The 12,698-nt window shown below is 59.9% G+C and carries 7 protein-coding genes, 1 tRNA gene and 1 rRNA gene; 5 read left to right on the top strand and 4 right to left on the bottom strand.

Annotated elements, in window-relative coordinates:
• Nucleotides 1-776: 776 nt before the first annotated feature.
• Nucleotides 777-851, top strand: a tRNA-Gly gene (locus tag IH944_07580).
• A gap of 160 nt (nucleotides 852-1,011) precedes the next feature.
• Here IH944_07580 and IH944_07575 read toward each other — a convergent pair.
• Nucleotides 1,012-3,063 carry a M56 family metallopeptidase gene (locus tag IH944_07575; GenBank protein MCH7904412.1) on the bottom strand — a complete coding sequence of 684 codons (2,052 nt, stop codon included), beginning with the start codon at nucleotides 3,061-3,063 and terminating at the stop codon, nucleotides 1,012-1,014.
• Complete coding sequence (locus IH944_07570; protein ID MCH7904411.1) at nucleotides 3,060-3,452, bottom strand: BlaI/MecI/CopY family transcriptional regulator; 393 nt, start codon at nucleotides 3,450-3,452, stop codon at nucleotides 3,060-3,062. The genes IH944_07575 and IH944_07570 overlap by 4 nt, the downstream gene beginning before the upstream one ends.
• Nucleotides 3,453-3,575: 123 nt before the next feature.
• Between IH944_07570 and IH944_07565 the strand changes: the two genes are divergently transcribed.
• Together IH944_07565 and IH944_07560 are read left to right on the top strand one after the other, a co-directional pair.
• Nucleotides 3,576-5,015 carry a sulfatase gene (locus IH944_07565; GenBank protein ID MCH7904410.1) on the top strand — a complete coding sequence of 480 codons (1,440 nt, stop codon included), beginning with the start codon at nucleotides 3,576-3,578 and terminating at the stop codon, nucleotides 5,013-5,015.
• 4 nt (nucleotides 5,016-5,019) lie between these two features.
• The gene (locus tag IH944_07560) at nucleotides 5,020-6,102 is read left to right on the top strand and encodes a hypothetical protein (protein MCH7904409.1); all 1,083 of its coding nucleotides are present in this window, start codon (nucleotides 5,020-5,022) and stop codon (nucleotides 6,100-6,102) included.
• Between the two features lie 118 nt (nucleotides 6,103-6,220).
• Here IH944_07560 and IH944_07555 read toward each other — a convergent pair.
• Together IH944_07555 and IH944_07550 are read right to left on the bottom strand one after the other, a co-directional pair.
• A 16S ribosomal RNA gene (locus IH944_07555) occupies nucleotides 6,221-7,740 on the bottom strand.
• 288 nt (nucleotides 7,741-8,028) lie between these two features.
• The gene (locus IH944_07550) at nucleotides 8,029-8,865 is read right to left on the bottom strand and encodes a carbon-nitrogen hydrolase family protein (protein ID MCH7904408.1); all 837 of its coding nucleotides are present in this window, start codon (nucleotides 8,863-8,865) and stop codon (nucleotides 8,029-8,031) included.
• Nucleotides 8,866-9,232: 367 nt separating this feature from the next.
• On the opposite strand from IH944_07550, the gene IH944_07545 reads away from it, so the two are divergent.
• Both IH944_07545 and IH944_07540 read left to right on the top strand, forming a co-directional pair.
• Nucleotides 9,233-11,359, top strand: coding sequence for an adenylate/guanylate cyclase domain-containing protein (locus IH944_07545; protein MCH7904407.1), 2,127 nt, complete (start codon nucleotides 9,233-9,235; stop codon nucleotides 11,357-11,359).
• A 163-nt stretch (nucleotides 11,360-11,522) separates the two neighbouring features.
• Nucleotides 11,523-12,692 (top strand): DUF2961 domain-containing protein, encoded by a 1,170-nt coding sequence (locus tag IH944_07540; protein MCH7904406.1) that lies wholly within the window; start codon nucleotides 11,523-11,525, stop codon nucleotides 12,690-12,692.
• Nucleotides 12,693-12,698 lie beyond the last annotated feature (6 nt).

The raw sequence follows: 12,698 nt of genomic DNA, 5'->3' as shown, positions 1-12,698 counted from the left end.
CTTGATTAGAACAGGGGGGGGGGGGGGGGGTCGGGTTTGTTCGGGTTTGTTCGGGTTGATTCGGAATCGACCCTCGACCCTTAAACCTGAAGACTGTAGCCGCATCCTTCAGGTTTCGTCCGGGCGTGTTGGGCAGCGCCTACAATCGTCAGCCTGCGGCAAGCGCGCAAGCTAAAGCATGCGGCTACATCGGTACTCCGCGTTCGGATTTGTTCGGCGGTTCGGCTCAAACCCTTGGAGCACTCTTGTGCAGATCCCTGAGTGCTCGGTGCAAGGGCGTCTTCATGAACTGTATCTGTCCAATGAGCAAGAGAGGAGCAACGATTACGATTGGGGCGAGAGTAACAGGAACGAAATACTCCTTGGGCACCAAGTTAGATACGAACAGAACTATAGGGCCCATCAACAATAGGCATGGCATCATCCAACGTCGAAGCCTCTTGTCCCAAATGTAGAAGTCATCGAGCAAGGGTTGGAGCTCGCTCGCCTGCTCTTCCGTCAAGATGAGCTTTTTCGCGAACGGCCCTCGGTTGAGAATCAGCCGACCTCGTTCGTCCCTTTGAATCTGCTGTGCGCACTTCTGTTTCTTGGGTGACATCGCGATTCACCAACATCAGTATAACATAGGGCGAGAGTGCCGTAGGCGGAGATACAGGTTCGGGTTGGTTCGGGTTCGACCCTCGACCCTTGACCCTCAACCCTCGCCCTTCCCCCGCCAACTGCAAACTACAAACTGCCAACTGCCAACGCCCCGTGGTATCCTAACGACCCCGCGAGCGGGTGTAGTTCACCGGTAGAACGTCAGCTTCCCATGCTGAATGTAGCGAGTTCGATTCTCGTCGCCCGCTCCAGAACCGCCTTCGGCTGTCACCCACTTTGTTGTCGCTCGCGATGCTGTCGCTCGCTACGCCGACTCTCGCCTTGCTGAATCTGAGAAGGGGCGCTCCACGCGCGCCTCGGCGCCCTGCCTGTGCGGCAGGACGCGGAAGCGCGCCCTTGGCCCTTTGCCCGCTAGCCGCCTTTCTTGTCGGCCCTTTCCTTCTTGCGAGGGGTCCGCACGATCCAGATCTTTTTGCCCTCGATCTCGACGACCTTGACCTCCAGCTTCGTGCCTTCGGCCTTGACCGTCCCGGGCTTGAGGGCGACCCAGAACTTCTTGCCATCGGCTTCGACGATCTGTATCGTGCCCTCCTTGGTGCTTACGTTGACCGTGGCGTTAGGCCGCGCCGCGATCCAGAAGGTTTTGTCGCCGACTTCGATGACCATGACCTCGACCTTTCCCTTGGAGCCCTTGCTCTGATCCGCGACGACGACGTTTGCGGCATAGTTTGCGACCGTTGTGACGTACGCGGCAATTCTTGCCTTCGCGACGTCGGACCGGACTGCGGCCTTAGGGACATTGACGGTCACGCCTGCCAGAACTTGCTTGACGTAGGCGGCGGATACGGCCCTCTGGGCGGGCGAAGCGTACAGTCCAACATCCGACACGACACGAGGCGGCAGCTTGCTGTCGTCAAGCAGTCTGCCAAGCAGTCTCTGGTAGCCGACTTTCGTGTCTCCCGAGCCCTCCAGAGATCTCAGGTGCTTTTCTAGCAGCGCGATGTACTTTTCCAGCAACGCAATGTACTTTTCGTTCTGGTCAGCTTTCTGCTTGTTGAAGCTCACCGTCCGGGTCGGTTCGAGATATAGGCGCATGAGCGCCGCATCAGCCTTGATCTTGAGGGCGCCGGCTTCCTGAACGGTGAGCTCGGGGTCGACGAACGTCAACGACGCTCGGGAACCAATCAGTCGTGCGCTCGGGAGCGGATCCTGCAACAAGCGTTGCAACAAGCTTACGGAGACGCTTCGGGCCAGCGCGACATCCGTGCCGCGGAGTTGCACCGGCGGTGCGAGGACGCCTCGGGTCAGCTCGACGTCCATGCCCCGGATGCGCGACGGCGACGCGACGCGGACCAGGCCCAACGGAACCCGCACCAGGTCGGATTCGGACACCGTGGCAGTCTCCTGACTCTCGAGCGGTGCTGGCAGCACTGTGACCCGTGACGTCTTGCTCTTGCTCTTCGAAAGTTGCGAAAAGATCGCTTCGCCGATCGAGCCCTGTTTTTGGACGAAGGCGACCGGCAGCGCGGCGGCCGCGATCAACGCCACGACGACCAACGAAGCGAGCCTTGCCGCCATTGTCTTGTTCTGTGTTCTGTTCATATCATCTATTCTCCTGTGGAGCGTCTTGTACGCAGGGACTGCGCTCAGCGCGAACGCTGGAGCACGTCTTGCCCCTGCGGAAATCTCGATCAGCATGTCGGCGTATTGCCGACAATCTGCGCCTGTCCTTGCCATCGCGTACTGGTCGCACGCCGACTCTCGCGCCATCTGCCACTCGCGCTTTGCGATCCAGACAGCGGGGTTGAAGAAGAAGAGGGCCTGGCAAAGGAACACGTAGACGGCCGTGGCGGTGTCGCGCCTCTGAATGTGCGCGGCCTCATGCGCAAGCACCATGCTCAACTGCTCCTCGGACAGGTCGTCCTCGATCCCTGACGGGAGGAGAATGACAGGCTTTATGACACCGAACACCAGCGGCATCGGCACGTCTGGGTGCGATCTCACTTCAAGGGGCTTCCCTGCAACCCGTTCGCACAGCCTTGCGATCCGCGCGGACGCAGGGGCGGCGCGTGCGGCTATCCGCCTCAGCAGAGCGTAGTCGCGGATCGCCCGGGCAACAATCAGGGCAACGCCGAGGATCCAGAGCAAGAACAGCGTCTGCTGAAAGCTCCATGTCGAAACGGCGACAGGCTCGTCGTAGACGTATTGGATCGTTGCCCCGCTGGTCATCATTGGAATGGCGATCGGCTGGGCGACGACCTCGGACGGCGCCAAGACCGGCAGCTCCCAGACGAAGAGAGCGACGAGCACGAACTTCGTTAGGACGATCGGCCAGATCCAGCTACGGAAGCGCGCAGGTGCGGTCTTGAGCAGCCGCAAAGCGACCCATGCGGCGAGAACGAGCAGCGCTCCCTGCCAGCTTGCGCGAACGATCGAATCGAGCCATTGGCTGTGGTCGATCATCGCGCTCCTCCCTCATCAAGGCCGTCGACCAGCTTCCGCAGCTCAGCGATCTCGACGTCGGACAGCTCCTGCTCTTCGGCCAGATACGCGACCAGCGGGCTCACAGACCCGCCCAGCGCCTTGCTTACGAACTTTCGAATTACTCCCTGCATCAGTTCGCCTTGGCTCAGGGCAGAAGAGTAGAGAAATATCCCGTCGAGCTTCTCGCGGGTCACATAGTTCTTCTTTCGAAGGCGCTCCATGACGGTGAGGATCGTCGTCCTCGCATAGCCGTGATCTGCGCCAAATCCATCGGCGACCTCGCGCACGGACATTGCGTCCCTGGCCGCCAAGTACCGTAACAGGTTCAATTCAAGCTCGCTCAGGCTCTTTCGGTGTTCGGATTCCACTCAAGACCACCGTGACTACAATCGTAGTATTGGTTTACTGTACTACATTTGTAGTCGAGAAGTTTCGTTTCCTGAGTCTTTCTGAATTTATCGCTCGCCCTGAATCATGTGTAGACTTGCAGAATGATCGGATCGTTGGTCTTGGCCAGCCTTGCCGCGTCGAGTGCGGTCGTCGAGCGCCCGAACGTGCTGTTCATCCTGGTGGACGACCTCGGGTGGACGGACCTCGGGTACAGCGGGTCGAGCTTCTATGACACGCCGAACATCGACCGGCTGGCGTCTTCGGGGATGGTGTTCACGAACGCCTACGCCGCGTGCCCGGTGTGCAGCCCTACCCGAGCGAGCATCATGGCCGGCAAGTACCCGGCGCGCATGGACACGACCGACTGGTTCGGCGCGCCGCAGCCGGATCGCTTGAGCGCGAACTACAGCAGGCCACTGAAGCCCGCGCCGTATTTGAACCGCTTGCCGCTGGAAGAGGTGACGCTGGCTGAGGCTTTCAAGGAGGGCGGATACCGGACTTTCTTCGCGGGCAAGTGGCACCTCGGGCCGGAGGGGTTCTGGCCGCAGGACCAGGGGTTCGACGTCAACATCGGCGGCAACCAGACCGGCGGGCCGTACGGGCCTGGCAAGTACTTCCACCCGTTCGACAAACCAAATCTGACGAGTGAGCCAGGCGACCATCTGCCAGCGCGCTTGGCGGAGGAGACGGTGAAGTTCATCGACGGCGGCGAAGGGCCGTTCTTCGCGTATCTGTCGTTTTATTCGGTCCACACGCCGCTGATGGGTCGCGACGACCTGGTCGAGAAGTACCGGTTTCGCAAGGCGATTGTTGGTGCGAGCGACGAGGATATCTGGGGCGTCGAGGGTCCGGGCAAAGTGCGCTTGATCCAAGAGCACGCGGTGTACGCCGCGATGGTCGAGGCGATGGACGAGGCCGTCGGCTATGTGCTTGATTACTTGGAAGAAACTGGTCTGGACGGGAACACGATCGTCGTTTTCTTCAGCGACAACGGCGGACTTTCAACTTCCGAAGGACATCCAACTTCAAATTTACCGTTGCGGGCTGGCAAGGGTTGGCTGTACGAGGGCGGAATCCGCGAGCCGCTGATCGTGCGCGCGCCGGGGGTGACCAGGATGGTGACGATCAGCCACGAGCCGGTGATCTCGACCGACTTCTATCCGACCCTGCTGGAGCTGTGCGACCTCCCCGCGCGGCCCGGGCAGCACGTTGACGGACGGAGCTTCGTAGACCAGTTGCTAGAGGGGGAGATGGAGGAGCGGCCAATCTTTTGGCACTACCCGCACTACGGCAACCAGGGCGGCTCTCCCGGTTCAGCGGTGCGCCTGGGCGACTGGAAGCTGATCGAGTGGTTCGAGGATGGTCGGCTGCTGGAGCTTTACAACCTGCGCGTCGATCCTGGCGAGACTGAGAACCTGATCTCCGAGAGGAGCGAGCGGGCGAAGGAGCTGCTGATCATGCTGAGACAGTGGCGGCGAGAAGTGGACGCGAAGATGCCAAGCCTGAAAAACGAAAACAATCTTCGGGCGTCAGGGTATTGAGTCCATGTTTGCAGCGATTCTCATATTGGCTTTTCTCGGATGGCCCACTGCCGAGCAGTTCCGATACGAAGCCGCGTCGCGCGAATGCGCCCTGATCAGTCAGCGAGAAGACGCACTGCTTGATGAAGTCTGGCAGCCGCTGACCGACTTCCTCGCGGCGGAGATCGACTGGGGCCGAATCCTCGCGTCACTGCAAGACCCGGATAGCGACGCGAGCGAACTCCTCGTACAGCATCTCGTCGATTTTCTACCACCCTCCAAGGCATCGACAGCGCCCTTCTACACATACGTTTCAACTGTCTTGAACACAGATGCCACAATCCATGTAAACGTACGCTTTCCCATACGCGACAGAGAATTTGGCGTCCACCAGAACTTCTGTAGAGTTCTCTTTATTCGGCAGCCCGATGAAACTTGGAACGGTGAGATGATGCAAGCGATCGGCTTTCCTCAGGCTGGCGGTGATACCTGGCAACTGGGACAAGGCGCCTTTGCTGACGGTCGAATCCACTTCATCGGCGCTGAACAGGAGTACAGCACAGGCGGCCAAGGGGGAATCGAAGTATGGGAAAAAGCGGACGGCCGGTGGAAGCGCGTGCAGCACATTATCACCAAGCTCGGGCTCGGGCCTTACGATGGCTTTGTCCGAAAGCCTGACGGAAGCTATGACGTAACGAGGGTGGTTATGCGGACGAAGGATTATCAAAGAATGACCTACGTTTCGAATCTCGGTCCATACATTTACCGCGAGGAGGTCTTCATTCTTGAGAACGGCAGATATGAGAGCCAGGGCGATGTTCCGTATGATTCAGCGTTGCGCTCGCTCGATGAGATGCTGTTCGCGCTCGACGCGGGCGACCTCAAGTCAGTCAGGGAGCTGTGCCTTTCCGATAACTTGTTCGATCAGTTCGTTTCTCTTGACCTGTTCAGCGAACGAGTTATCCCAAATGAAGTTTACGACGAAGGGGTCTGGCGGCGATTCCCACCGTCAGATTTGATTGAACTGAGCAGTCACGGCCTTCTGTTGACGTTCTCGCAGCGCGACGGCAAGCGACGACTCGCGAAGATCGAACCTCGCCCCTCATAGACAGAGAACGCCCGGCGCAAGCGCCGGGCGTCTTCAAACCTTGAAGCTCAGTGATGGACGCAGATCGACCTAGAGAATGTTGCGCCGACCAGTGGAAGGCACATATGCAGACTCTTTTTAAGGAGGTGATCCACCCACACCTTCCGGTACGGGTACCTTGTTACGACTTAGTCCCCCTTACCCCCCGCACCTTCGGCCGCTCCCTCCTTGCGGTTGGGCCACGGACTTCGGGTGCAGACAATTCGGGTGACTTGACGGGCGGTGTGTACAAACCCCGGGTACGTATTCAACGCAGTATAGCTGACCTGCGTTTACTAGCGATTCCGCCTTCATGCAGTCGAGTTGCAGACTGCAATCTGAACTGGGGACGTATTTAAGGGATTAGCTCCACCTCGCGGCTTGGCTGCCCTCTGTTTCGCCCATTGTAGCATGTGTGAAGCCCCAGGCGTAATCGCCATGCTGACTTGACGTCGTCCCCGCCTTCCTCCGGCTTACGCCGGCGGTCTCCCATGAGTTCCCGGCTTTACCCGCTGGCAACATAGGACGAGGGTTGCGCTCGTTGCTGGACTTAACCAAACACCTCACGGCACGAGCTGACGACAGCCATGCAACAGGTGTCTTTGGGTCTTCCTTGTGAGAAGAGGGCCGCGTTTCTGCGGCTTTCCCGCGATGTCAAACCTGGGTAAGGTTCTTCGGTTAGTATCGAATTAATCCACATGCTCCACCGCTTGTGCGGGGTCCCGTCAATTCATTTGAGTTTCAACCTTGCGGTCGTAGTCCCCAGGCGGGATACTTAATGCGTTAGCTGCGGCACTAGGGGGGTCGATACCCCTAACGCCTAGTATCCATCGTTTAGGGCGTGGACTACCAGGGTATCTAATCCTGTTTGCTACCCACGCTTTCGCGCCTCAGCGTCAGATAAGGCCCAGTGAACCGCCTTCGCCTCTGGTGTTCCTCCCGATATCAATGCATGCCACCGCTACACCGGGAATTCCATTCACCTCTGCCTTCCTCTAGCTTGCCAGTTTACAAAGCAGTTTCCGGGTTGAGCCCTGGAGATTTCACTTCATACTTAACGAGCCGCCTACGCGCCCTTTACGCCCAGTGAATCCGGACAACGCTTGCTCCCTACGTATTACCGCGGCTGCTGGCACGTAGTTAGCCGGAGCTTATTCATCGGGTACCGTCCTAAGTCTTTCCCGATAAAAGGAGTTTACAGACCTAAATCCGTCATCCTCCACGCGGCGTCGCTGCATCAGGGTTTCCCCCATTGTGCAATATTCCTAACTGCTGCCACCCGTAGGTGTGTGGGCCGTGTCTCAGTCCCACTCGGACTGGCCATCCTCTCAGACCAGTTACACGTCGAAGCCTTGGTAGGCCGTTACCCCACCAACAAGCTGATATGGCGTAAGCCGCTCCTGAAGCGAAAAACCGTTTAATCACCTCCCGATGCCGGGTGGTGGCCACATCCGGTATTGCTCCGGGTTTCCCCGGTATATCCCAGTCTTCAGGGCACGTTGCTTACGTATTACTCCGCCGTTCGCCACTCCCGGACCCCGAAGGGTCGTCGCGTTCGACTTGCATGTTTTAAGCACGCCGCCAGCGTTCGTCCTGAGCCATGATCAAACTCTCCGAAGAAAACGTGCGTCTGTCACTCTAGGTGAAAACCCACGAACATTCGAATCATTTACTCACAGTCAATGATTCTTAACTCAAGTTCCATCGAGGAACTCGTGGATGCCTCACACTCGTGTGCAAGGACTTTAAGGCTGCGTCTCACCACTATTGAGCTGTCAAGGTGCGGCCCCTATTTCTAGAGGCAAGTGGAATTATGGCCTCCAGCCAGGTTCAAGTCAAGGGTTCTGGGCTGATATTGCCAACGTTCGGCGCAGACTGCGGCTTCAGACTTCGCCCGAAACGGCCTCTTCAGCCGGCCTTTGAACCTATTTCCAGCTCAAATACCCTCACATCGGCGTCCCGGTCGCTGAGCACGCCCAGGACCTTGCCGGTCCCGTCCGCGACCACGCTTTGGCCTCCGTAGGTCCTGCCTTTCCACGGGCCGCTGGAGATCGCGCCGACCAGGTTCGTCCCTACGACCGGGCACTTGACCCGTCTCGCGACCGACGAGACCCAGGATGCGAGGCTCTTGCCGTGCTCCGGCCACTGGTCCTTCGCCGCCGCCCAGCCGTACGGGATCAGCATCAAATCCGGCCTCTGGTCGCCTGCCGCCTTGACGAGGCTCTCCTTGAATACGTCGGCGCAGATCAGCAGCCCGACCCTTCCGATCGACGTCTCGGTCACTTTGACGCCGCCCTCGTCGCCGCAGGTGTAGGCGGGCGTCATCAGCTCGGCCAAGATGTTGACCTTGCGGTGCTTGGCGAGGATCTCGCCGGTCTTGTCCACGAGGATGACGGAGTCGTACAGCTTGTCGCCGTCCTTTTCGGTCAGGCCGATGCAGACCAGCACGCCGTACTTCTTCGCGAGCGCTGCGATCCGGTCGGAGGTCGGGCCGGGGATAGGGCTGCTGGCCTCGTGGGCCGCGGGGTTGACCCAGCCGAGGTCCACTGCCTCGGCGAAGCATGCGACCTCCGCGCCGCCCGCGACCGCCTTTTTCAGCGCCTGTTCAACCCGCGCGAGGTTGCCGTCGAGGTCGCTGTCGATGCAGAACGTCTGGCACACAGCCACCTTCCGAGTACGGGTGCCGTCAGGGGCATCGGATTTGGCCATCGTCATTCCGACCGTAAGCGTAAGAAGTGCAAGCATGTCAGCCCAGACCTTAAACGTGGTTTCTGTCAGAGCGTACCCGTGCGAGGTCAGCTAGTTGGCCTACTCCTGCTCAGTGTCCGCTCGCTGCGCCGGGTCAACCTGCGACGGAGCCTCTACGGCAAGGCTGGGTCGCACGTTCTTAACAGCGGATTTGAAGCTACGCGCGAACCTGCTCGCCACCTGTGTCCGACAACCCGGATCTTTGCCGTCTGAGCAAGCGGTTCATACGGTGCGAAGGGTAACCTTGATGCAAGCGGTGGCCGCGTCGAGGTTGCCTATTTGACAGTGGCTTCCTAGGGTTCTAGCTAGCCGACCCCTCGTCGCGCTGAGCCAAGAGGCGCCTACCCGTTAGGGTTTTATTGAGATGCGAATGCCGTTTTGGGTGCGATTGAGCATTGTCACGTCAACTGTCGTTCTCGTGACGATGGCGGCCGTCGGCACCCAGACGTACTTCCAGATGCGGACCTCGGTCGATGAGCTGTCGTCGCGCATCATCGAGCAGAACGCGATCATCATCGACGAGAAGATCGGGACGCTGCTAGGCCGGGCCGAGTCGCACAGCCGGCTCTTGGCCGAGCTGCTGCACCCGACAGTTGAGGCTAAGCGCGAATTCTTAACTAGCGCAGACCTCGTGAATCTAGCCCCAATGCTGATCGCGATCATGAGCCAGAACGAGGAGTTCGGAACGATGACGATCACGCTCGCTTCGACAGGCGAGTACATCCAGGCGACGCAACAGCCGAACGGAGCGATCCGCATAGAGGTGATCGAATTGATCGCAAACGGATCACGCGTGCGCAAGATCTACCGAAAGTTTGGCAACGTTCTGCAGCAGTATTTGAGCGAGTCGAACTGGGAGCGCGACCCCAGAACCGAGCCGTACTACCAACTGGTCCAGTCGCAGCTCGAGCAAGTGTGGACGGAGACGTACGTGTTTCCGAGTTCAACGCTGCCGGAAACCCCGGGAACGACCTGCGCAACTCCGGTTTTCGACTCCAGAGGTCGCTTGATCGGCGTGGCGACCGTCGATCTCACGATCGACAACCTCAGTCGTTTCTTGAAGACCGTGCACATCGGCAAGGCAGGATACGCGTTCCTCGCCGAAATGCGCGGCCAGAACGTTCCGCTCATCATCGCGCACCCGACGGCGGAGCTGATCCGGCGCGACGGCGACAGGTTGACGTTGAGGACGAGCGCTGAACTGGACGACCCGCGCGCCGCCAAGCTCGTCAGCATGATTCAGGCGCAAGACCCGCTGGAAGCGACGGAGGTTCGCAAGCTTGATCTAACGGTGGATGACGTCAGTTACTTCTCCGGTGTTAGAATGGTGAGCGGCTACGGCCGACCCCGCTGGATCGTCGCCGTCGTGGTGCCGACGGAAGAGTACGTCGGCGGGATCGTTCAAACGGGGGTGTTCCTGTTCTGGACCGCGATCATCGCCACGCAGATCGGGATCATCGTCAGCATTCTGCTGGCGCGGCGCATGGCGGCGCCGATGCAGGACCTGGTGCAGGAGACCAAGCGCATCCAGGACATGAGGTTCCAGGCCCGGCCGCTGGAGAAGTCGAACATTGCGGAGATCGACGAGCTTGCCAGCGCGATGGAGTCGATGAAGACCGCGCTGAGATCGTTCGAGAAGCTCGTGCCCACCGAGTACGTCAGGCACCTCGTCTCGACCGGCCGCGAGGCGATACTCGGCGGCGAGCGGAAGCACATCACGACCTACTTCGCCGACATCGTCGGATTCACGAGGCTGTCGGAACAGCTTCCTCCAGAGGAGCTTGTCGCGGTGCTAGCTGAATACCTCGACGTGATGAGCGCGCAAGTCATCGAGCTCGACGGCACGGTGGACAAGTACAACGGCGACGACGTGATGGCGTTCTGGGGCGCTCCGAACGAGGTCGAGAACTCCGCGCTCCTGGCCTGCCGCGCCGCAATCAGCACGAGGCGCGCGCTGGAAGCGAAATACGAGGACTGGCAAAATCGCGACATGCCGGTTCTCAAAGCGTCGTTCGGCATTTCGACAGGCGACGTGATCGTCGGCAACGTCGGTTCTACCGAAAGGATGACGTACACGGTCATCGGGGACAGCGTCAATCTCGCGTCGCGGCTTCAAGGCCTCAACAAGTATTACGAAACCGAGATGCTGATCGGCGACCAAACGCAAGTGGAAGCCGGTGATGGAATAGTCACGCGCCACATCGACTACGTGGCGGTCGCTGGGCGCGAGCGCCCTGCGCAGGTGTTCGAACTGCTTGGGCTCGCTGGCGAGGTCAGCGCTGATATCGTAGAGTACGTGCGCGAATACGACAACGCCATGGCGCTGTACCGCGAGCGCAAGTTTGCTGAGGCAGCGAAGGTGTTTCAGGCGCGCGTCGATGAAAAGCCGCATGACACGCCCGCCCGGATTCTGCTCAAGCGCTGCCTGCTGTACATCGAGCACCCGCCCGGCGACGATTGGGACGGCTCCCACCGCATCGACGTCAAGTGATTGGGGCGGCGTCGCCCGTTCAGGAGCTCGTCGCCCGCTTTGCTGTCGCCCGCGTTGCTGTCGCCTTGTGGTCGCCAAGTAGTCGCCTTCATTCAGCATTCAGCATTCGGCACTCAGCACTCAGCACTCGGCACTCAGCACTCTTCCTTCATACTTTCCCCATATGTCGCACGGCCCGCTCTCGCACGTCAGCCGCATCGTTCCTGCGCGGTCTCGGCGGTGCTCTTCTTATGATGTGACCGGTGGCAACGACGACTGCACGCCGATCGCACCGGGGGAGACATTGGTTCTCGCTGACATCGTTGGCGCCGGGATCGTCAAGCACATATGGTGCACGATCAACTCGGGCGACCCGATGGTGCGGCGGAACTTGGTGATCCGTATGTTCTGGGACGGGCAGTCTCACCCGAGCGTAGAGGCGCCGATCGGTGACTTCTTCGGGCAGGGGTGGGGGAAGTCTTACAATTTCGTCTCGCTGCCTCTCGCCGCCGCGCCGCAAGACGGCGGCGCGCTCGTGTGCTACTGGCCGATGCCGTTCGGGAACGGCGCACGGATCGAGGTCTCGAACGAGGGTACTGAGGAAGTGCGCGGATTCTATTACTACGTCGATTACGAAGAGCACGGCTCGATCCCCGAAGACGAGGGCCGGTTCCACGCTTGGTACAACCAAGAAGTCACGGGTATCGAAGCTGCCGACGGTCTGGAGAACGCGTGGGCTGCCGATCCGCCCGACATCACCGGTCTGGACGACCAAAGAAGGAACCCCGACCCGAAGAACACGAGCGACCGTCACAACTACCTCTTCTGCGATGTCGAGGGCGAGGGGCATTACGTCGGCGTCAACTACTACGTGCACGCGCCTTCGACGCCTTGGCCGGGCGAGGGAGACGACATGTTTCTGATCGACGGCGAGGAGTGGCCGGGTCTTCACGGCACCGGGACCGAGGACTACTTCAACACCTCGTGGGGTCCGGACGAGCACTACCTGCACCCCTACTTCGGGATCGCCTACGCGCCGGCCCGGGAGAACGAAGACCCGCGCTTCGGCTGGATCGGCAAGATGCACTACTACCGGTTCCACCTCGAAGACCCGGTGCGGTTCTCGTCTTCCTTGCGGGCTTCTATCGAGCATGGCCACGCGAACCGGATGGTTCTGGACCTGTCATCCGTCGCCTACTGGTACCAGCGCGCGCCGTCGCCAGCGTTGTCTGCTCTTCCGCCTGTCGAGCACCGCAAACCGATGCCCGCGACGCGGCCTGAGGACATCCACAAATGGCGGCACGCTTGGCTGAAGGATCGCGGCGGGAAGGGCCATTGGGGGAACGAGGGGTGAAACAGT

Source organism: Armatimonadota bacterium (assembly GCA_022563855.1).
Classification (GTDB): Bacteria; Armatimonadota; Fimbriimonadia; order Fimbriimonadales; family Fimbriimonadaceae; genus JADFMN01.
The sequence above is the reverse complement of the archived record's forward strand: the minus strand, read 5'-3'. Positions and strand labels throughout refer to the sequence as shown.